We start from the raw sequence: 20,488 nt of genomic DNA on the forward strand, positions 1-20,488 counted from the left end.
GATCAGAGCGCGAGCGCGATCCTCACCGCGGCATCGAACTGCGACTCGCGCTCGTCCGACGTCATGCTCTCCCCCGTCAGCAGGTGGTCCGAGACGGTGACCACTGCGAGGGTGCGGATCCGCTCGGCCGCCCCCACGGCGTAGAGCGCCGCGGCCTCCATCTCGACCGCGAGCGTGCCGTGCGCGGTCAGCGCCGCCGAGAGCTCGGGACGCTCGAGGTAGAAGTGGTCGGACGTGAAGACCGTCCCCGCGTGCACCGTCGCGTCGCCGCCGAGCCGTGACGCCTCCGCGACAGCGGCGCTCGCCAGGGCGAAGTCCGGCACGTGGCTGAACCTCACGCCGGGGATCCGGCTCGCGGTCATGCTCGAGTCCGTGTGCGCGCCTGTCGCGATGATCACGTCCCGCACGCCCACCGCCGTGCTCATGCCGCCGGCCGTGCCGACGCGCACGATCTGCGTGACGCCGTACTCGCGGGCGAGCTCCGTCGCGTAGATCGTGATCGACGGCGCGCCCATGCCGGATGCCATCGCGGTGACCCGCCGGCCCTCCCAGGTGCCGGTGAAGCCCAGGATGCCGCGGACATCGGTGACCAGCTCGGCATCGTCGAGGTACTCCGTCGCGATCCGCTCGGCGCGCCGGGGGTCGCCCGGCATGATGACGCGATCGGCGATCTGGCCGCGCTCGGCGCGGATATGGGGCGTAGGCATGCCCCTCACCCTAGCGGCGGGCCTCGTCCCGGCTCACGCGTCCCGCAGCGCGAGGAACGCGTCGACATCCGCGGCCGTCGGGATCGACTGCGCCGATCCGGGGCGCTGCAGCGCCAGCGCGGCCGCAGCCGCGGCTCGAGCCGCCGACGCATCGATCCCCTCCCCTGCGGCCATGCCCCAGGCGAACGTGCCGCAGAAGGTGTCCGTCACCGCGGAGCTGTCGAGGGCGTGCGCGACGATCGCCGGGAGCATCCGCACCCCGTCCGCGTCGGCGAGCGTCGTGGTGCGGTCGGCCCCGAGCACCACGGCGCCTGGGACGCGTTCCGCGAGGCCGGCGGCGAGGGCCTCGGCCGAGGCGCCGTCCAGCCCCGTCATCGCCGCCGCCTGGACCTCGTCCGCGATCACCACGTCGACGAGCCCCAGCAGCGCCTCGGCCTCGTCGGCGGCGGGCACCGCGTTGAGCACCACCGTGCCGCCCTCTCCCTTGACGATCGCGGCGGCGGCACGGGAGCCGGCGACAGGGACCTCGAGCTGCACGAGCAGCACCCCCGTGTGCGCGAGCACATGGCGCGCACGATCCGACAGCACATCGAGCGTGGCGTTCGCCCCGGGGATCTCGATCACGGTGATCTGACCCTCGGCGTCGAGCGCGATCATCGCGGCACCGGTCGCGCCCTCGACCTCGTCCACGCACGGCTCCACGCCGGCCTCGGCCAGGCACCGCACCAGCATCGCGCCGTGGTCGTCGAGACCCACGGCGCCGATGAAGGTGGTGCGCGCCCCCATGCGTGCCGCGGCGACCGCCTGGTTGAGGCCGATGCCGCCGGGGCCCACCTCGAGATCATGGGCCACCGTGGCCGTGCCGCGGTGCGGCGGCCGGTCCACCAGGACGCGGATGTCCGCGTTGGCGCTGCCGAGCACCGTCACATCGCGATCCACGCGGCCTCCTGTGGTGTGGTCACGCCTCGTCGCGTGAATGCCCGCCGGTCGTGCTCCTCTGGACACTATGAGGCGGGGCGCGGGCACGCAACGCGGCACACCGATGCGAGCCGACGGCCCGTCGCCGGGATACTGGGCGCGTGACCACGCTGCGCTCCGTCCTCTCCCCGCTCCCGCCTGCTCCCGACAGCCCGGCTGTCGCGCTCCTGCTCCACGGCTTCGGCTCCCACGAGCACGATCTGCCCGGGATCGCACGCTGGCTGCCCGCGGGCCTGCCCTGGGCCTCGCTGCGGGCTCCGCTCGAGATGGGCTACGGCGCCGCTGCGTGGTTCCCGCTCTCCCCCGACGGCGCCATGGATCAGGACGCCATCGCCGCGGGCACGGATGCGGTGTGGGACTGGGTGGATGCGCACCTGGGCGCCCGGACGAGCATCGTCCCCGTCGGCTTCTCGCAGGGCGGGCTGATGGCGCTTCAGCTGCTGCGGACCCGTCCCGATCGCGTCGCGGCGCCCGTGGTGCTCGCCGGCTTCGTCCCCGTCGAGCCCCAGGCGGCCGACGCGACGCTCGCCGCCACCCGCCCCGCCGTGTTCTGGGGCCGCGGCGACGCGGACCCGGTGATCTGGCCTGACGCGCTGGCGCGCACGCGGGACTTCCTCGCGGCGCACGCGACCGCTGAGACGCACGTCTATCCCGGGCTCGGGCACTCGATCACCGAGGAGGAGATGGAGGACGTGCGCGCGTTCCTCGAGGCACAGCTGCGCCCTTGACGGACGTCGCGTGCGGCGTTCCCATGGTGGGGACGGGAGGAGCCGTATGTCCCCACACGCGCATGCCCCGGCGGACGAGTGGGCCGAGCACGTGCTCACCGCCGCGTTGGGAGCGATGGACACCCTCGCGATCCACCTGGGCGACAGGCTCGGGTGGTACAGGGCGCTCGCAAGCGACGGCCCGATCACGCCGGACGCGCTCGCCGAGCGGACAGGGACCCACCCGCGCTACGCGCGCGAATGGCTCGCGCACCAGGCGGCCGCAGGGTTCGTCGTCGAGGCGGAGATCGACGGCGCGCCGGTGTACTCGCTGCCCGCAGGAGCGGCCGAGGCGCTCACCGACGGCGGCTCGCTCGTCTACGTCGCACCGATCGCGCGCATGCTCGCTGCCGCGGCGACCCAGATGCCGGCGTTGATCGAGGCGTACCGGACGGGCGGCGGCGTCAGCTGGGCGCAGCTCGGCGACGATGCGCGCTGGGCGCAGGGCGACGTCAACAGGCCGTGGTTCGAGACGATGCTGGCACCGGCGCTCGCGAGCGTGCCCGACCTGCATGCGGTGCTGTCGCGTCCGGGGGCGCGCATCGCCGATGTCGCGTGCGGAGCCGGGTGGTCCGCCATCGCTCTCGCACGCGCCTACCCGACCGCCATGGTGACCGGCGTCGACGTCGACGAGCCGTCGATCGCTCGCGCCCGCGAGCACGTGACTGCCGCCGGACTCGAGGACCGCGTCACGCTCGTGCACTCCGATGGCGGCGCCTTGGAGGGAACCTTCGACGCGGTCTTCGTGTTCGAGGCGCTGCACGACATGCCGCGGCCGGTCGAGGTGCTCGCGGCGATCCGCGACGCGGTGAAGGCGGACGGCGCGGTGGTCATCATGGACGAGGGCGTCGCGGACCATCCGCCGGAGCCCGGCGACACCGTGGAGCGGCTGATGTACGGCTACAGCGTCCTCATCTGCCTCCCGGACAGCATGGCGAGCACGCCGTCCGCCGCGACGGGCACCGTGATGCGCGCGCCCATGCTGCGGGACTACGCGACGCAGGCGGGGTTCGGCGAGGTCGAGGTCCTCCCCATCGAGGACTTCGCGTTCTTCCGGTTCTACCGGCTGCATCACTGACGGGGCGCGACGGCGTCCAGGTGGGCGAGGAGCCACCCCGCGCCCCTGGTCTCGGCGCCGCCGGCGACCCGTCCCGCGAGTCCCCGGTCCGAGGTCACGACGGTGACGGCGTGCCCGGCGGCTGCGAGTGCCGCCGCCTCGGCCACGATCGCATCGTCCCCGGCGGCTGGCGCGTCGCGCACCTCGACCCCGGTCGCGGCGGGGACGCCGCGAGCTGCGCCCTCGACCACCGCGACGATGCGCGGGTACCAGCGGTCGAGCCCCGGGCCCGCGTCGGGGATGCCCGACGCGGCGAGCACCGAGAGGCGCGCCACGAGCCGCGACGCGGCACCCCTGCGATCGCGCCACCAGCCGTCGGGCACGGATCCCACCACATTGGCCGCGTCCACCACGATCGCGGGGCGATGCGCGAGGGCGCTCCGGAGCGTGGGCCACGACCGGGCGAAGCCCGGGTGGAGGTTACGGCGATCGACCTCGTCCACGGCGATCCAGGCGAGCTCCAGGCTCTCGGTGTCGCCGGCGACCGGGTCGAACGGATCCCGAGCGTGGGCCACCACCGTGGTGTAGGTCCAGACCGCGAGATCGAGCACGTGGACGCCCACCGGGTGCACGGCGGACGCGGGCACCCCCGCCTCCTCGTGGGCCTCGCGGAGCGCCGCGTCCAACGCCTCCTCACCCGCGTGGCGCGCACCGCCCGGGATGCCCCAGGTGCCACCGTGGTGGCTCCACTCCGCACGATGCTGGAGGAGGACGCCACGGTCGGGTGAATGGACGAGCAGACCCGCGGCCCCGAACGCTCCCCAGTAGCGGGTGCCGTCGGGTGCGTACGCCCAGTTGTCGCCCGGGTCGCGATCCGCGGGCAGCGGGGGCGGCCTCACGCGCGCCTCTCGCCGCGCGCCGCCGCGGCGGCGTCCTTCGCCAGCGCGACGTCCCGCGGATCGGAGAGCGCGGCGAGCGCGCGACGCTCGGCGCGCTCCGAGGCGCGGCGCAGCGTCGCGGCCGCCTCCGCGTCGGCGACGCGCGCGAGCCCGCCCAGCGCACGCTGGACGCGGAGCGCGACCTCGACCAGGTGCGCGCCGTCACGCGCGATCGGCCGGATGCCGTCCTCGACCAGGTCGGCGAAGTCGACCTCGGGCACGTGGACGCGGGGATGATCGACGCCGCCCTCCACCTGCGCGCACAGGTGCTCCGTCAGCACCCGCTGGATCGCGTTGAGCACCTCGACGGCGGTGCCCGGATCGTTGGTCGACGGCGACAGCGCGCGACTGCCGATCTCGCCCAGCGCCACGAGCCCGAGCCGCGGGTCCTGGTCGTAGGTGCGATGCCGTGCGACGGTGAAGGCCGCGCGGACCTCGTCGGCCACGGCATCGTCGTGCGCTGCGCTCACCCGGGCCAGGGCCTCGCCGCGTGCGACCGGTGCACCGGCCCGCGCGAGCACGTGCACCGCGCCGCCGGCGCGCTCGGCCGCCGCGTCGAGCGCGACGATGTCGACGTGCGTGACCACACCGGCGCGCTCGGCGAGGACGGGCCACGCGCCCGCGGGGATCGCGACGGCCGCGGCTCCCCCCAGGCGAGGGCGCCTGGCCGCGGCGCCGACGGTCGCGCACGCCGCGTCCTCGACCCGATCGACCACGTCGGCCATGCGGCCGAACGCGACCAGGTGCTGGATCCACCGCAGGAGCGTGACGACCACGCTCGCGACGACGACGAGCGTGCCGGCGTAGAGCACGATGCGGCCGTCGTCCCCGTAGTAGTCCGTGGACAGGGCCGCGATCCCGACGATCGCGAACACGAAGGCACCCAGGAACGTCGACAGGGCCTGCTGAGAGGTCTGGTCCTCGATCAGCAGCTGGGTCGCACGGGGCGTCGCGACCGCGGCGGCCGACGCGTACACCGAGACCATGACCGTGAGCGAGAACGTCGTGACCGCGAGCATCGAGGTCGCAAGGATCTGCAGGAGGGTCTGGACCGAACCCTGCCCGAGGTCGAGCGACACGAGCCCGCCGAGCCGCGAGCCGACCACCCCCGCGAGCAGCGCGAGCAGCACCGCGCCCACCGTGAACAGCGCGAGCCGGAACCACACGCGGCGGCGCAGCGCCGCGATGGTCATCCGCCAGCCTTCTCGACGCACCCGGCCTCCTCATGCCGCCTCGGGACCATCCTGCCCGGGGGTCCGAGGGTTCTGCGCGTTGCCGCGCCGCGTCAGAATGGCTCCATGACCACGCTTCACGACTTCAGCGCCGCCGCGCTCGACGGCACGACCCGCGACCTGGCCGACTACGCCGGCAACGTGGTGCTCGTGGTCAACACCGCATCGAGGTGCGGGCTGACCCCGCAGTTCGAGGGCCTCGAGGCGCTCTACCGCGAGCTCGCACCGGCGGGGCTCGTGGTGCTCGGCTTCCCCTGCAACCAGTTCGCCGGGCAGGAGCCCGGCAGCGCCGAGGAGATCGGAGAGTTCTGCACGCGCAACTACGGCGTGACGTTCCCGATGTTCGCGCGGATCGACGTCAACGGCAGGAACGCTGATCCGATCTACCGGTGGCTCAAGTCGCAGACCCGCTCGATCACGGGCGGCGCGATCAAGTGGAACTTCACCAAGTTCCTGGTGGGCCGCGACGGCCGCGTCATCGCGCGCTTCTCCCCCACCACGGAGCCCGCGGCGCTCGCCGCGGAGATCCGGGACGCGCTCGCGGCCTGAGGCGCATCAGCCGAAGTAGCGCCCCGGACGGTGGTTGATCGCGACCACCAGGTTGAGAAGCACGCCGCCGACGATCGACACGAGCAGGATGCGCCACTCGACCAGCGCGACCGAGGCCGCGATCACGCACGCGTCGAGCGCGAGCTGGACGTAGCCTGCACGCCAGCCGCGGGTCTGCTGGAGCCACTGGGCGAGGATGCCGAAGCCGCCCGCGCTCGCGCCGTGGCGGAACAGGACGATCATGCCGGTGCCGACCGCGAGGCCCGCGAAGATGGCCGCGTACATCGGCTGCAGCGATGACACGTCGATGAAGTGCGGGTGCAGTCCGACGCCGATCGAGATGAGGCCCACCGCGACGAGCGTCTTGACGGTGAAGGCCCAGCCCAGGCGTCGCACCGCGAGCCAGTAGAACGGAAGGTTGATCGCGAAGTAGACCAGGCCCAGCGACCAGCCGGTGACGTAGCTCGTGAGGAACGAGACACCCGCGAGGCCGCCGGTGACGCCGTCGATGGCGCTGAGCAGGTACATGCCCCAGGACATGAGGAACGCGCCCGTGGGGATCGCGAGCACGTCCTCCCACACCGCGTGGGGCTTGATCTCGGCGGGCGGCTCGACGACGGTCACGTTCTTCCTCCTGGGACGATGCGGGGCCGCGTCAGCGCCCGGGTCGCACCGCGACTCGGTCGTCTGCGGCCGCCAAGGAGGGTACCGCATCGTCCGGTCGGGGCCGCGTGACGGCCCACCCGGCGACGGCCGCGGCGACCCCGGGCACGCACAGGGCGAGGCCCAGCCACGTGGGCGCGACGAAGCCGAGCCCGGCGGCGATGACCGCGCCCCCCAGGAACGCGCCCAGGCTGTTGCCGATGTTGAGCGCCGAGTGGTTGAGCGCCGCCGCGATGGTCTGGGAGTCGCCGGCGACGTCCATGAGGCGCGTCTGGATCGCGGGCGAGATCGCTGCGGCGGACGCGCCGACCATGAACAGCCCGATGAGCAGCCCTGGGACGGTGCCGGCCGACAACGCGAGGGCCAGGAGCGATGCCGCGAAGACGCCGAACAGGGTGAAGACCGCGCGGACCGCCCCGTGGTCCGCCATTCGCCCGCCCACCAGGTTGCCGACCGTCATGCCCAGCCCGAGCACGACGAGCGCGAGGGGCACGAACGACTCGGACGCGCCGGTCACCTCGGTCGCGAGGGGCGAGACGTACGAGTAGACAGCGAAGAATCCACCGAAGCCCAGCGAGCCGGTGGCGAGAGCGAGCCATACCGCGGGGCGCCGGAACGCGCCGAGCTCGCGGCGCACCGTCGCGTGGGGGTCGCCGGGCGTCCGCGGCACCCAGAACCCGATCGCGACGGTGGTGAGCGCGAAGATCGCCGCGACGCCCAGGTAGGCGACGCGCCAGCCGGTGTGCTGCCCCAGCCACGTGATGGCAGGGACGCCGACCACGTTGGCGATGGTGAGCCCCGAGAGCACGAAGGCCGCGGCACGGCCCCGCTTGCCCGGCCCGAGCAGGTCGGCGGCGGCGAGCGCCGCGACCCCGAAGTAGGCGCCATGCGGCAGGCCGGCGAGCACGCGGGCCGCGACCACGGTCTCGAACGTCGGAGCGAGCGCCGAGGCGAGGGTGCCCAGCGTGAACGCCGCGGCGAGCGCCGTCAGCAGCGTCTTGCGCGGGAACCGGGCGGCGGCGGCCGCGATGGTGGGCGCGCCGATCACCACGCCCGCGGCGTACGCGGAGATCACGAGGCCCGCCTGGGCGAGCGCACCGTCAGGGTCCTGGGCGTAGAGGTCCGGCAGGAGGTCACGCGCGATGTCAGGCAGGAGCCCCATTGCGACGAACTCGGTGGTGCCGATGCCGAAGCCGCCGCACGCGAGGGCGAGGAGCGCGAGCCGGGTGCGCGCGGGGGTGAGCTGCATGGATGCGCCTTCTTCGATGAGCCGTCGGGGAACCGCTCATCGTCGAGCGCGGGCCAGGACGCGAGGCCCTGTTCGACACCAGTCAACCACCCGCGCACGCCCAGCATTCCGCCGGGACGCGCCTCAGTCGCGCAGCACCTGCGCCGCGAGCCACGGCTCGGGGATCCCGAGCCCCTCGACGAGCGCGAGCGCGTGCGGCCGCAGCTCGCGGCACAGCGCATCGATCTGATCCAAGATCACCTTGGACCGTGCCGTGGTCATGCGGCTGTGCTCGAGGAACCACGCGCGATCGTCCGCGATCGAGCTGAGGGCGTAGAGCGCGCGCACCTTCTCGAGCACCGCTCGCGCCTCCCGGTCCTCGCATGCCGCGACCATGTCGACCAGCGCCGCGAGCGTGACGCGCTCCATGTGGGCGCGAGCGACGAACTGCACATGCGGTCCGAGGCGGTTGAAACCCTCGAACGCGTCGCCCGTGCTCTTGGCAGCCGCGCGCATGCGGCGCGCGAGCGACTCGAGCGCATGGCGCTCGCGCTCCTCGAACATGAGCGCGTGCCAGCCCGCGTCCACGAGCGTGGTCTCCTCGGGGCGCCGGCGCGCCGTGGCCGCGAGCCTGTCGAACAGCAGGCCCGCGGAGGTCCGCTCCATCACCATGCCGCCCACCGCACGCGTGGTGGCCTGGACCACCCCGGAGCGGTCGAGCGCGCTCCACGCCTGCTTGTAGTCCGTGAGCAGCGCCTTGGTCACCAGCTGCATGAGCACGGTGTTGTCGCCCTCGAAGGTGGCGAAGATGTCGACGTCGCCGCGCAGGGCGGTGAGCTCGTTCTCGCTGATGTAGCCGGCGCCGCCGCACGCCTCGCGTGCCTCCTGCACGGCCCGGTTCGCGAACCACGTCTGCATCGACTTCATCCCCGCGGCGAACGTCTCGAGCTCGCGCTGGTCCCGCTCCGTGCTGGGCTCGTCGCCCTGGACGTGCACGAGCGCCTCGATGAGCCGGTTCTGCGCGGCCCCGAGCGCGTACGAGCGTGCGATGAGCGGCAGCAGCCGACGCTGATGGACCACGTAGTCGAGGAGGAGCACGCCGTCGGGCCGGCCCGGGGCGGGGAACTGCCGGCGGCGCAGCGCGTGGCGCGTCGCGATCGAGAGCGCGCGCCGGGCGGCCATGGCCCCGCCGTCGCCGACGCAGACCCGTCCCCGCACGAGCGTGCCGAGCATCGTGAAGAACCGCCGGTTCGGATCCGCGATGGGCGAGGCGTAGACGCCGTCCTCGGTCACGCCGCCGTAGCGGTCGAGGAGCATCCGGCGCGGCACGCGGACGTGGTCGAAGCGGAGCGTGCCGTTGTCGATGCCCAGCAGCCCGCCCTTGTGCCCGTGGTCGCCGGTGGTGACGCCCGGCAGGTCCTCGCCGTCCTCGTCGCGGATCGGCACCAGGATGGTGTGGACGCCGTGGCGCTCGCCATCGACCACGAGCTGGCCGAAGACGGCCGCCATCCGACCGTCGCGCGCGGCGTTGCCGATGTAGGCCTTGGTCGCCGCCTCCGTGGGAGTGTGGACCTCGTACTCGTCGGACTCGGACAGGTACGTGACGGTGGTCTCGAGGCTCGCGACATCGGAGCCGTGGCCGAGCTCGGTCATCGCGAAGCACCCGAGGAGCTCCATCGAGGTCACGCCGGGCAGGAACGTGTCGTGGTGCCACGCCGTGCCCAGGTTGGTGACGGCGCCGCCGAACAGGCCGAACTGCACGCCCGACTTGATGGTCACGGACAGGTCGCACATCGCGAGCGTCTCGAACGTGAGCGCGGCCTCGAGCGGGTCCGCGTGAGCACCCGCGCGCTGCGGCACGCCCGCGGAGCCGAAGCCCGCCGCCTGAAGCTCGAGCAGCCGTGCGAGCGTCCAGTCGCGCGACTCCTCGATGCCCAGCTCGACGGGCCGGAGCGCGCCTTCGGCGGGGAAGGTGGCACGCGCCACGGCCCGTTCGGCGGCATACGGCCCATCGAGCGCGACGCGCAGCGCCGCTCCGACGGTGGTGAGGCGCTCGTGGGCGAGCGGGCTGGGCGTCTGGTCGGTCAACGTCATTGTCAACTCCTTCGGTTCAGGTCGGATCGAGGCCGAGCGCGCCGCTCGGCGCCAGCGCGCCGACGAAGCCGGGCGCGAAGATCGCGGTGATGTGGGCGACCACGTCGGCGCGGGGCGGACGCGGCGAAGCGTCCATCCACTGATCCGCCGCGGCCCTGATGAAGCCCACGAGGCCGTGCCCCCAGATCGATGCCGACGACGCGTCGACGCCCGTGCGCTCGAGGTGGGCGCCGATCGCCTCGGAGACGTGGGTGCCCATGATCGCCGGCAGGTTGCCCGCGGGGTCGGGCGCGCCCGCGGGGGTGGCCACCGGCACGGCGAGCACGAACCGGTAGATGTGGGGGTCGCGCTCGACCAGGCTGAGGTACGCGTCGGCGAGGTCGCCCGCCATGCGCCCGAGGTCCTCGGTGTCGGTGAGCTGGAGCGCGGTCGTCAGCCCGGCGTGGATGTACGCGTGGACCGACTCGACCACGGCGGCATAGAGGCCCGCGCGATCGCCGAAGTGCCGGTAGAGCACGGTCTTCGAGGTGCCCGCACGTGCCGCGATGTCCTCGAGCGCGACGCCCGGCCCGTGGACGCGGATGGCGCGCAACGCGTGGGAGACGAGCTCGCGGCGCCGATCGGCGCGATGCTGCTCCCACCTGGTATCCCGGCCATCGGAGGACATGACACGACTATATCCAGTACCGGAGGTATCTGCTACCGTCAGTATCGGATAACCACCGAATCTCCCGGAGGAGCTATGCACCACAAGGTCGTGGTCGTCGGAGGGAACCGCATCCCCTTCGCGAAGGCGGGCGGACCCTACGCACAGGCGTCCAACCATGACATGCTGACCGCCGCCCTCGACGGGCTCGTCGCACGCACCGGGCTCTCCGGCTCGCGCGTGGGCGAGGTCGCCGGCGGTGCGGTCCTCAAGCACCCCAACGACTTCAACCTCACCCGTGAGGCGGTGCTCAGCTCCGCGCTCTCGCCGCTCACGCCGGCCTGCGATCTCCAGCAGGCGTGCGCGACGGGGCTCGAGACCACCATGTACATCGCCAACAAGATCGCGCTCGGTCAGCTCGACAGCGGGATCGCCGCGGGCGTCGACTCCGCCTCCGACGCCCCGATCACGGTGAGCGACCCGTTGCGCCGGATCCTCCTCGAGGCCAGCCGCGCCCGCAGCGCGAAGCAGCGCATCGCGGCGTTCGCGAAGATCCGCCCCAGCCATCTGGCCCCGCTCGCGCCGCGCGTGGCCGAGCCTCGCACCGGCCTGTCGATGGGTGAGCACCAGGCGCTTACCACGACCCGCTGGGGCATCACGCGCGAGGCGCAGGACGAGCTCGCGGCCGCGAGCCACCACCGTCTGGCCGAGGCCTGGGACCGCGGCTTCTTCGACGACCTCGTGACGCCGTACCTGCGCGTCGCCAAGGACGCGCTGCTGCGCCCCGACACGAGCGTCGAGCGCCTCGCGGCGCTCAAGCCTGCCTTCGGCGGCCCGGACGGCACCATGACCGCGGGCAACTCCACCGCCCTCTCGGACGGGGCCGCCGCCACGCTGCTCGCGACCGAGGAGTGGGCCGCCGAGCACCACCTCACGCCGTGGGCGCGCATCGTCGATGCCGAGGTCGCCGCCGTCGACCACCCGGCTGGGGAGGATCTGCTCCTCGCGCCCGTCGGCGCGACGGGCCGCCTGCTCGCGCGCCAGGGGCTCACGGTCGACGACATCGACCTTTTCGAGATCCACGAGGCGTTCGCGTCGACCGTGCTCGCGACCCTCGAGGCCTGGCAGGACGAGGACTACTGCCGCGACCTGGGGCTCGACGGCGCGATCGGCACGCTCGACCGCGCACGGCTCAACGTCGCGGGCTCGTCGCTCGCGGTCGGCCACCCGTTCGCCGCGACGGGCGCGCGCATCGTGCCGACCCTCGCGAAGCTCCTGCACGAGCGCGGGCCCGGCTCGCGCGGCCTCATCTCGGTATGCGCGGCCGGCGGCCAGGGCGTCGTCGCGATCCTGGAGGCGGTGTGATGGGCGCCCTCGAGAAGGCCTTCTACTCCCCCGTCGGGCGCAAGGTCGCCGCCAAGGCCGGCCTCGCCGAGCCGCCCCGTCTGCGCCGCGGGCGGGAGTTCCCGCGTGGCCCGATCGTGCTCGCACCGCTCGGGCCGTCGACGCTCGTGGAGGAGACGCTCGCGCTCGTGGGGCGCGCCTTCGACGCCCCCGTGGTCGACGCGGGCGAGGACGCCCCCGGCTACGGCGACCGCATCGGCGCGCTCATCGTGGACGCGACCGATGTCGCCGCGGTGGCCGAGCTCGAGGGTCTCCGCGCGGTGCTGCGTCCCGCCGTGCGCGGCGTGGAGCGCGCGGGCCGGATCGTCGTGATGGCCCGTCCGGGCGGCGTCGGCGGCGGATGGGAGGCCGATGCGGTGGCGCGCGCCCTCGACGGGATCAACCGGACGGTCGCCAAGGAGCTGCGCGGCGGCGCGACCTCGACGCTGATCTACGCGCACGAGGGCGTGACCCCGGCGGACCTGGTCTCCACGCTCGGCTTCGTGCTCCAGGGGCGCAGCGCCTTCGTCGACGGCCAGGCGTGGCACGTGCGTCCCGCCGCGACCCCGGAGGCTCCGCTCGCCGAGCGTCCCCTCGAGGGCAAGGTATGCGTGGTGACGGGCGCCGCACGGGGCATCGGGGCCGCCATCGCGCGCACGCTCGCGCGTGACGGCGCGGTCATCGTGGCCGTCGACATCCCCATGGCGGGCGAGGGCCTCGCCGCGGTCGCCAACGAGATCGGCGGGACGGCCCTCCAGCTCGACATCACCGCGGACGATGCGGGCGCCAGGATCGCGGCGCATGTCGCGGCCCGGGGCGAGCGGATCCACGCGATGGTCCACAACGCCGGCATCACGCGCGACAAGATGCTCGTCAACACGGACGCGGGCCGCTGGGGCTCGGTGGTCGACGTCAACCTCGCGGCGCAGATGCGCATCAACGCGGTGCTGCTCGACCCCGCCACGGAGGGCGGCCTCGCGGACGACGGCCGGATCATCGGCGTGGCCTCCACGTCCGGGCTCGCGGGCAACAAGGGGCAGACGAACTACGCGGCCTCGAAGGCCGGCGTGGCGGGCCTCGTCATCGCCATGGCTCCCGACCTCGCGGAGCGGGGCATCACCGTGAACGCGGTCGCCCCGGGCTTCATCGAGACCGACATGACGGCCAAGATCCCGTTCGTCCAGCGCGAGGTCTTCCGTCGCAGCAACAGCCTCAGCCAGGGGGGCAGCCCCGTCGACGTCGCCGAGACCATCGGCTACCTCGTCGACCCCGCCTCGCAGGGCGTCACGGGCCAGGTGGTCCGCGTCTGCGGCCAGAACCTGGTGGGGGCGTGATGCCCGCCGCCGTCGAACGCCCCGTCGAGCGCCTCGACGGGCTGCCGGCGATGGGCGCGTCCTTCGCGCGCGCGCTCGTGCCGTCCCGCAAGGGCGAGGCGAGGGTCCCGTCGCATGCGGTCCGTGTCGAGGGCGTGCGCCAGGACCTCGACAGGCTCGCGGAGTACTCGCGCGTGTGCGGCTACACGCTGCGGAACGCAGTCCCCGCGACCTGGATCCACGTGCTCACGTTCCCGCTCCACGTGAGCCTGCTCGGCGACCGCCGCTCCTCGGTGCGGCTCGTCGGGGCGGTGCACGCGTCCAACTCCATGACGATGCACCGTGCCGTGGCCACCGCGGAGGCGCTCGACCTCGAGGTCCACGCCGAGGGGCTGCGCCCGCACGCCCGCGGCGCGATGCTCGACCTCGTCGGCACCGCGAGCGTCGACGGCGAGACAGTGTGGGAGGGCGTGAGCACGTACCTGGTCGCGGGGATGAGGGTGCCGGGCGAGCCGGCACCCGTCGAGCGCGAGCCGTTCGACCCGCAGCCGCCGCTGGCCCTGTGGCGCCTCGCGCCCGACCTTGGACGGCGGTACCGCCGGGTCTCGCAGGACCCGAACCCGATCCACACCAATCGGGTGGCCGCGAAGGCCTTCGGGTTCGCGCGGCCCATCATCCACGGGATGTGGACCCACGCGCATGCGCTCGCGGCCCTCGAAGGGCGCCACGGCGAGTCGTACAGCGCGCACGTGGCGTTCGTGAAGCCCGTGCTGCTGCCGTCCACGGTGGGCTTCCGTGCGACCGCGCACGCCGAGGGCCTCGACGCCGCGGTCACCACGCGCGACGGCTCCAAGCCGCACCTCCTCATGAGCGTCCGCCGCGCGTCGTAGTCGCGCGGGACGGCCCGGACAGGGAACAATCGTCCCCGAACCAGATCCGCCCATCGATGAGGATGTGACGCCATGTCCCCCCACGCCCGCACCGCCCACGACCCCGTCGGCGGCGAGGACCGACCCTGGTACCAGTACTACGGACCCGGCGTGCCTCGCGCGATCGAGCCCGTCGCGGACCGTTCCCTGGGCGAGATGGTGGCGCGCGCAGCCGAGGAGCACGGCGACAACGTGGCGTTCTCCAACCTCGGGGGCACGCTCACGTTCCGCCAGGTGGACCAGCTCGCGACGCGCTTCGCCGCCTTCCTCCAGCAGGACCTCGGCCTCGCCAAGGGCGACCGCATCGTCATCCAGATGCCCAACCTGCTCCAGTACCCCGTCGCCCTGTACGGCGCGCTGCGCGCCGGCCTCATCGTGGTCAACGCGAACCCGCTGTACACGTCGCGCGAGATGGAGGGCGTGTTCCGGGACGCCAAGCCGCGCGCGATCGTGGTGATGGCCAACTTCGCGGACAAGGTCGCCGGCATCCTCGGCGCGACCAGCATCGAGCACGTCATCGTCACGCAGGCGGGCGACCTGCTCCCCCAGCCCAAGCGGGCCCTCACCAACTTCGTTGCCGCGAAGATCAAGAAGATGGTGCCCGAGTACCACCTTCCCGAGGCGATCGGCTTCCGCGCCGCGCTCGCGAGGGGCCGCGGCAGGACCCTCGCGACGCCCGAGCTCACGCAGGACGACGTCGCGTTCCTCCAGTACACGGGCGGCACCACGGGCGGCGCGAAGGCCGCCGTGCTGACCCACGGCAACCTCCTGGCGAACCAGGAGCAGTTCATCGCGCAGATCCGGAACACGCTGGGCGAGGAGCGCCAGTCGGTCATCATCGCCGCGCTCCCGCTCTACCACGTGTTCTCCCTCACGGTGAACTGCATCGGGTTCTTCAAGTTCGGCTCGCACAACGTGCTCATCACCAACCCGCGCGACCTCAAGGGGTTCGTCAAGACCCTGGACGCCACGAAGCCCGACGGCCTCATCCTGGTGAGCACCCTCGCGGGCGGGCTGCTCGACACCGACGGCTTCGCCGACGTCGACTTCGGCAGGCTCAAGCTCACGGTGGGCGGCGGCATGGCCGTGCGCTCCGCCGTCTCCGATCGCTGGAAGAAGGTCACCGGCCACGACATCACGGAGGGCTACGGCCTCACCGAGGCGTCGCCCGTGGTCTCGGTCAACCCGACCCACATGCCTCCGCGCATCGGCACCATCGGCGTGCCGCTGCCGAGCACCGACGTGCGCATCGTCGATGACGAGGCCAACCCGCTGCCGCTCGGCGAGCGCGGAGAGCTCGCGGTCCGCGGCCCACAGGTGATGCAGGGCTACTGGAACAACGCCGAGGAGACGGCGCGCGTCCTGACCGAGGACGGCTGGCTCCTCACCGGAGACGTCGCGGTGGAGGACGAGGACGGGTTCTTCCGGATCGTCGACCGCAAGAAGGAGATCATCGTCTGCGGCGGCTTCAACGTCTACCCGGGCGAGATCGAGGACGCGGCGATGCTGCACCCCCTGGTGATCGAGGCAGGCGCCATCCCGATCCCCAACGAGCACTCGGGCGAGGTTCCCAAGCTGTTCGTGGTCCGGCGCGACGAGTCGCTCACCGAGGACGCCCTGCGCACGTTCCTCAAGGAGCGCCTCACGGGCTACAAGCGGCCGAGGGTGATCGAGTTCATCGACGCGCTGCCCAAGAACAACGTCGGCAAGGTGCTGCGCCGCGAGCTTCGCGAGCTCGAGGCGTCGCGTGCGGAGGACGCCCCCGCATCGTGACGCTCGCGGCGGCGCTCGGCCGTGCCGTGGACGATGCCCGCCTGGGGCCGACGGGCGAGGTCACGCAGGTGTACCCCGCGCTCGCGGCGATCGATCCGGCGCTGCTCGCCGCGAGCTGGCATCCGCTCGAGGGCGCTCCAGCGACGGCCGGCCACGCCGACGCGCGCTTCATCCTCATGAGCGTCGCCAAGCCCTTCGCGCTGGCGCTGGCCGTCGACGCGCACGGCGCGGATCACGTGCTCGCCCTCACCGGTCATGCGCCGACGGGCCTGCCTTTCAACGATCCGGCCGCGATCACCGGCGGCACGGACGGTCGCACCAACCCCATGGTCAATCCCGGCGCGATCACCGTGTCGAGCCTGCTCGACGAGGCGCAGCTGCGCGACGGGCTGTCCCGCTTCGCCGGACGCCCGCTCGGCGCCGATGCCGTCATGGTCGACGCGATCCACGCCACCAACCAGCGCAACCGGCTGCTCGCGGGCCTGCTCGCCGAGCGCGGCCTGCTCCGCGCCACGGTCGAGGAGGCGCTGCACCGCTACACGCTGCAGTCGTGCATCGGCGTCACGATCGCCGACCTGGCACGCATGGGAGCGGTGCTCGCCGGCGGCGGTCGCGATCCGCTGTCCGGAGAGCGCATCGTGAGCGCGCGGGCCGCCGAGGTGGCGGTGCGCGCGATGGCCGTCGCGGGCCTGTACGAGGCCACCGACGCGTGGATGGCGCACGTGGGGCTGCCGGCGAAGAGCGGCATCGCTGGCGCCCTGGTGATGATCGTGCCGGGTCGCAGCGCCCTGGCCGCCTACTCCCCCGGGCTGGACGCCACGGGCAACCCGGTGCGTGCGCAGCTGGTCGCGCGCGCGATGGCACCCGCTCTCGCGCCCTGAACCGGCCGTGCGACGGGGCTGCCGCCCGGCCATACGCCCGAGGCTGCAACTGCGACTGCGACTGCGACTGCGCTGAGCATGGTGGTGTCCGTGTCGCGGTCCTCGCACCTTTCCTGCACGAGGGGCAGGTGGTCGCACCTCCCACCGTCGTGCAGGAAAGGTGCAAGCATGCCGCACGTCACCCCACCGCGCTGCACGCCGGGCACCGCCGCCCTCAGGACTCCTGAAGACCCGCCCACCTCACCGCGCGGCCGGCCGCGAGGGAGGCCCGCACATCGAGCACGCGCTGGTTGCGGCTGCCCCGGAACGCGAGCGTGAGGTCGCGCTGCGAGGCGTCGAAGGGCCCGTCGATGAGGACGTCGACCTGGTCCAGCAGCTCGCGCTTGTCGCCGCCCTCGGCCACCAGCTCCTCGAGCGTGTACCCGGTCCAGCACCACACGTCCTTGCCCGGGAGCTCGGCGCGCATGCGCCGCACCACGGAGAGGCATGTCCCGGTATTGAGGAAGGGCTCGCCTCCCAGGAGCGAGAGCCCCTGGACGGCCTCGTGGGCCAGATCGGCGAGGATGCGGTCCTCGAGCGCGGCCGTGAACGCCTCGCCGCACCGGAAGCTCCACGCGTCCTCGTTGAAGCAGCCGGTGCATGCGAAGAGGCACCCGCTCACATAGAGGCTGCACCGCACGCCCTCGCCGTCGACGAACACGAACGGCTTGTAGTCGGCGACATACCCCTGGCTCACCTTGTCGGAGCGCCAGGTCGCGCGCACGGGCGTGCGGTGCATCGTGCTCACCCCTGGGGGTCGGTCATGCGGTCCACGAGCGCCGGAGGCACGCGCACGTCGCCCGGGAGGTGCTTGACGCGTGCCGCGATCTCCTGGTGGCGGCCGTGCACCATGGGGCGCTGCTGGGGGTTGCCCAGGTAGCCGCACGTGCGCTTCACCACATCGCACGTGCGCGGGTCCGCGTTCCCGCAGCTCGGGCACGCGAATCCACGGGCGGTCGGCTCGAAGTCGCCCGCGTAGCCGCACGCGAAGCACCGGTCGATCGGCGTGTTGGTGCCGAGGTACCCGACCCGCGTGTACGCGTAGTCCCACACGGCCTCGAGGGCCTTGGGGTTCTGCTGCAGCACCGGGTACTCGCAGTAGTGGATGAAGCCGCCCGAGGTGTACTGCGCGTACTCCGCCTCGAAGTCGAGCTTCTCGAACGGCGTGGGGTTCTTGCGCACGTCGTAGTGGAAGGAGTTGGTGTAGTAGTCCTTGTCCGTGATGTCGGGCACCGATCCGAAGCGCTCCTTGTCGAGCCGGCAGAACCGGTCCGTGAGGCTCTCGGACGGGGTCGAGTAGACGCTCACGTGGTAGCCGGACTCGGCCTTCCAGGCGGCGGCGCGGTCCCGCAGCGTCTGCAGCACGCGCAACGTGAGGGCCTTCGCCTCGGGGTTCGACTCCCACTCGCCCCCGTAGAAGGCGGTCGCGACCTCGTAGAGGCCGATGTAGCCGAGCGACACCGTCGCGCGTCCGTCGCGGAACAGCGTGTCGACGTCCTCGGCCGGGGCGAGGCGCTTGCCGAAGGCGCCGTGGATGTACAGGATCGGCGCGTTGCCCGGCACCGCCTCCTTGCACCGCTCGACCCGGTAGAGCACCGCATCGTGCATCGTCGCGAGGCGCTCGTCGAGGAGCGACCAGAACGCGTCCAGGTCGCCCGCCGCCTCGAGGGCGATGCGCGGCAGGTTGAGGGTCACCACGCCCAGGTTCATGCGGCCCTCGACCACGTCCTGGCCGTCGGCATCCTCCCAGCCCTGGAGGAACGAACGGCAGCCCATCGGCGCCTTGAAGGAGCCCGTGAGCTCCACGATCTTGTCGTAGCTCAGCACGTCCGGGTACATGCGCTTGGTCGCGCACTCGAGCGCGAGCGCCTTGATGTCGTGGTTGGGGTCGCCCTCCTCGAGGTTGACACCCGCGCGCAGCGTGAAGAGCAGCTTGGGGAAGATGGCGGTGCGGCCCTCGCGGCCGAGGCCGCGGATGCGGATCTCGAGGATCGCGCGCTGGATCTCGCGCTCGTACCAGCCGGTGCCCAGCCCGAAGCCCACCGAGGTGAACGGCGTCTGCCCGTTCGACGTGAAGAGCGTGTTGATCTCGTACTCGAGGCTCTGCATCGCGTCGTAGATGTCCTTGCGGGTCTTCTCGCGCGCATAGTCGGCGCGCCGGCCCGGGTCCTCGATCCACTCCTGCGCGTCGGCGATGTGCTTGGCGTAGTTGAGGTCCGCGTACGGGGCGAGCAGCTCGTCGATGCGGTTGACGGTGCATCCGCCGTACTGGCTCGACGACACGTTCGCGATGATCTGCGAGATCTGCGCCGTAGCGGTCTGGATCGACCGCGGCGGGTCCACCTGCGCGTTGCCGATGCGGAACCCGGTCGACAGCATCGTCCTGAAGTCGATGAGGCAGCAGTTGGTCATCGGCGCATACGGGTGGTAGTCGAGGTCGTGGTAATGGATGTCGCCCTTCTGGTGGGCGTTCGCCACGTGCGCGGGCAGCATGCGCAGGCCGATCGCCTTGCCCACCATGCCGGCGGTGAGGTCGCGCTGGGTGTTGTAGACCTCGGCGTCCTTGTTCGCGTTCTCGTGGACCACGGCCGAGTCCTTGCTCATGAGGCGCGTGATCGAATGGTTGAGGTCCATGGCCTTCGACCGCGAGAAGTCGCGGTCGACGCGGTAGTCGATGTACGCGCGGGCGACCTCGTACTCCCCCGCCTCGAGGAGCTCGTGCTCGACCACGCTCTGGATCTCGTAGATCTTGACCGCGCCCGAGTAGCGCGACGCGAGCTCGGCGTCGATGCGGGACACGAGCGCGTCGACCGCCTGCTCATGGGCCGTCGTGAGCTCGCCGTGCACCGCCGCGTACGCCTTCGCGAGCGCGGTGCCGATGCGACGGTCGTCAAAGCGCAGCGTGCGCCCGTCGCGCTTCACCACCCGGAGGCCGGTAGCGTTCTCCCCATCCGCCACGGCGATCGCGCGCTCCTGCTCCGTGATGCTCATGATGGCTCCCCTTCGTGTCCCGTGATGCCCGCCGACCGCGGAGACCGGCTCCGCCAAGCGCCCATAACCACAACATGTAGTGGTGAGGGCTATGCCTCAACACTAGATCTCGTGGTCCAGGGGGCCTGGGCCCTAGGTCCCAAAAGCGACCTCGCGGGCGCTGCTCCCCGCCCGCCGTGCGCACGGAGACGCCCGCGCCGACCCCGCACGAATCCGCCGCCCATCGGCGTGTCGCACGCACGGACGCGCCGCGGTGAGACGCAACTCACACGCAACTCCCAGGATTCCGCGCCGGACGACGACGCCCCTGGTGTCCCCGG

General features: G+C 72.6%; 18 protein-coding genes. 8 read left to right on the forward strand and 10 right to left on the reverse strand.

From position 1 onward, the window contains the following. Positions 1-2 precede the first annotated feature (2 nt). Entirely contained in the window at positions 3-707 is a 705-nt protein-coding gene (deoD, locus tag AOM06_RS11955; protein ID WP_062306401.1) for a purine-nucleoside phosphorylase, read from the reverse strand. 33 nt (positions 708-740) lie between these two features. Then, positions 741-1,646 carry a PfkB family carbohydrate kinase gene (locus tag AOM06_RS11960; protein WP_062306404.1) on the reverse strand — a complete coding sequence of 302 codons (906 nt, stop codon included), beginning with the start codon at positions 1,644-1,646 and terminating at the stop codon, positions 741-743. A gap of 140 nt (positions 1,647-1,786) precedes the next feature. Between AOM06_RS11960 and AOM06_RS11965 the strand changes: the two genes are divergently transcribed. Continuing rightward, positions 1,787-2,413: an alpha/beta hydrolase gene (locus AOM06_RS11965; RefSeq protein WP_062306408.1), complete on the forward strand. Its 627-nt coding sequence runs from the start codon at positions 1,787-1,789 to the stop codon at positions 2,411-2,413. A 46-nt stretch (positions 2,414-2,459) separates the two neighbouring features. Beyond that, on the forward strand, positions 2,460-3,530 hold the full coding sequence (locus AOM06_RS11970; protein ID WP_062306411.1) for a class I SAM-dependent methyltransferase: 1,071 nt from the start codon (positions 2,460-2,462) through the stop codon (positions 3,528-3,530). Here the strand turns inward: AOM06_RS11970 and AOM06_RS11975 are convergent. Further along, a complete protein-coding gene (locus AOM06_RS11975) occupies positions 3,524-4,408 on the reverse strand; it encodes an NUDIX domain-containing protein (protein ID WP_062306416.1) in 885 nt (294 codons plus the stop codon). The genes AOM06_RS11970 and AOM06_RS11975 overlap by 7 nt on opposite strands. Continuing rightward, complete coding sequence (locus tag AOM06_RS11980) at positions 4,405-5,640, reverse strand: DUF2254 domain-containing protein (protein WP_062306421.1); 1,236 nt, start codon at positions 5,638-5,640, stop codon at positions 4,405-4,407. Before AOM06_RS11980 ends, AOM06_RS11975 begins: the two co-directional genes overlap by 4 nt. Positions 5,641-5,745: 105 nt before the next feature. Between AOM06_RS11980 and AOM06_RS11985 the strand changes: the two genes are divergently transcribed. Continuing rightward, complete coding sequence (locus AOM06_RS11985; RefSeq protein WP_062306424.1) at positions 5,746-6,228, forward strand: glutathione peroxidase; 483 nt, start codon at positions 5,746-5,748, stop codon at positions 6,226-6,228. Between the two features lie 6 nt (positions 6,229-6,234). Here AOM06_RS11985 and AOM06_RS11990 read toward each other — a convergent pair whose 3' ends face one another. The 4 genes from AOM06_RS11990 to AOM06_RS12005 all read right to left on the reverse strand — a co-directional run bounded on the left by AOM06_RS11990 (position 6,235) and on the right by AOM06_RS12005 (position 10,880). Further along, positions 6,235-6,852: a YitT family protein gene (locus AOM06_RS11990; RefSeq protein ID WP_062306429.1), complete on the reverse strand. Its 618-nt coding sequence runs from the start codon at positions 6,850-6,852 to the stop codon at positions 6,235-6,237. Positions 6,853-6,883: 31 nt separating this feature from the next. Then, positions 6,884-8,140, reverse strand: a complete 1,257-nt coding sequence (locus AOM06_RS11995; protein ID WP_062306433.1) for an MFS transporter — start codon at positions 8,138-8,140, stop codon at positions 6,884-6,886. A 123-nt stretch (positions 8,141-8,263) separates the two neighbouring features. After that, complete coding sequence (locus AOM06_RS12000; RefSeq protein ID WP_062306438.1) at positions 8,264-10,213, reverse strand: acyl-CoA dehydrogenase family protein; 1,950 nt, start codon at positions 10,211-10,213, stop codon at positions 8,264-8,266. A 16-nt stretch (positions 10,214-10,229) separates the two neighbouring features. Next, a complete protein-coding gene (locus tag AOM06_RS12005; protein WP_062306444.1) occupies positions 10,230-10,880 on the reverse strand; it encodes a TetR/AcrR family transcriptional regulator in 651 nt (216 codons plus the stop codon). Between the two features lie 75 nt (positions 10,881-10,955). Here AOM06_RS12005 and AOM06_RS12010 point away from each other — a divergent pair, with 75 nt between their 5' ends. The 5 genes from AOM06_RS12010 to AOM06_RS12030 all read left to right on the forward strand — a co-directional run bounded on the left by AOM06_RS12010 (position 10,956) and on the right by AOM06_RS12030 (position 17,138). Beyond that, entirely contained in the window at positions 10,956-12,224 is a 1,269-nt protein-coding gene (locus AOM06_RS12010) for an acetyl-CoA C-acetyltransferase (RefSeq protein WP_062306448.1), read from the forward strand. After that, on the forward strand, positions 12,224-13,576 hold the full coding sequence (locus AOM06_RS12015; protein ID WP_062306452.1) for a 3-oxoacyl-ACP reductase: 1,353 nt from the start codon (positions 12,224-12,226) through the stop codon (positions 13,574-13,576). The genes AOM06_RS12010 and AOM06_RS12015 overlap by 1 nt, the downstream gene beginning before the upstream one ends. After that, the gene (locus AOM06_RS12020; protein ID WP_062306456.1) at positions 13,576-14,445 is read left to right on the forward strand and encodes a MaoC/PaaZ C-terminal domain-containing protein; all 870 of its coding nucleotides are present in this window, start codon (positions 13,576-13,578) and stop codon (positions 14,443-14,445) included. The genes AOM06_RS12015 and AOM06_RS12020 overlap by 1 nt, the downstream gene beginning before the upstream one ends. A gap of 72 nt (positions 14,446-14,517) precedes the next feature. Further along, positions 14,518-16,257, forward strand: a complete 1,740-nt coding sequence (locus AOM06_RS12025; RefSeq protein WP_062306459.1) for an AMP-binding protein — start codon at positions 14,518-14,520, stop codon at positions 16,255-16,257. Beyond that, positions 16,254-17,138 carry a glutaminase gene (locus AOM06_RS12030; protein ID WP_062306463.1) on the forward strand — a complete coding sequence of 295 codons (885 nt, stop codon included), beginning with the start codon at positions 16,254-16,256 and terminating at the stop codon, positions 17,136-17,138. The genes AOM06_RS12025 and AOM06_RS12030 overlap by 4 nt, the downstream gene beginning before the upstream one ends. 214 nt (positions 17,139-17,352) lie before the next feature. Here AOM06_RS12030 and nrdG read toward each other — a convergent pair whose 3' ends face one another. Next, positions 17,353-17,916: an anaerobic ribonucleoside-triphosphate reductase activating protein gene (gene nrdG / locus AOM06_RS12035; RefSeq protein WP_062306695.1), complete on the reverse strand. Its 564-nt coding sequence runs from the start codon at positions 17,914-17,916 to the stop codon at positions 17,353-17,355. A gap of 5 nt (positions 17,917-17,921) precedes the next feature. After that, positions 17,922-20,168, reverse strand: coding sequence for an anaerobic ribonucleoside-triphosphate reductase (gene nrdD, locus AOM06_RS12040; protein ID WP_062306467.1), 2,247 nt, complete (start codon positions 20,166-20,168; stop codon positions 17,922-17,924). Positions 20,169-20,488 lie beyond the last annotated feature (320 nt).

The sequence above is a fragment of the Demequina subtropica genome (genome assembly GCF_000971235.1).
Lineage (GTDB): Bacteria > Actinomycetota > Actinomycetes > Actinomycetales > Demequinaceae > Demequina > Demequina subtropica.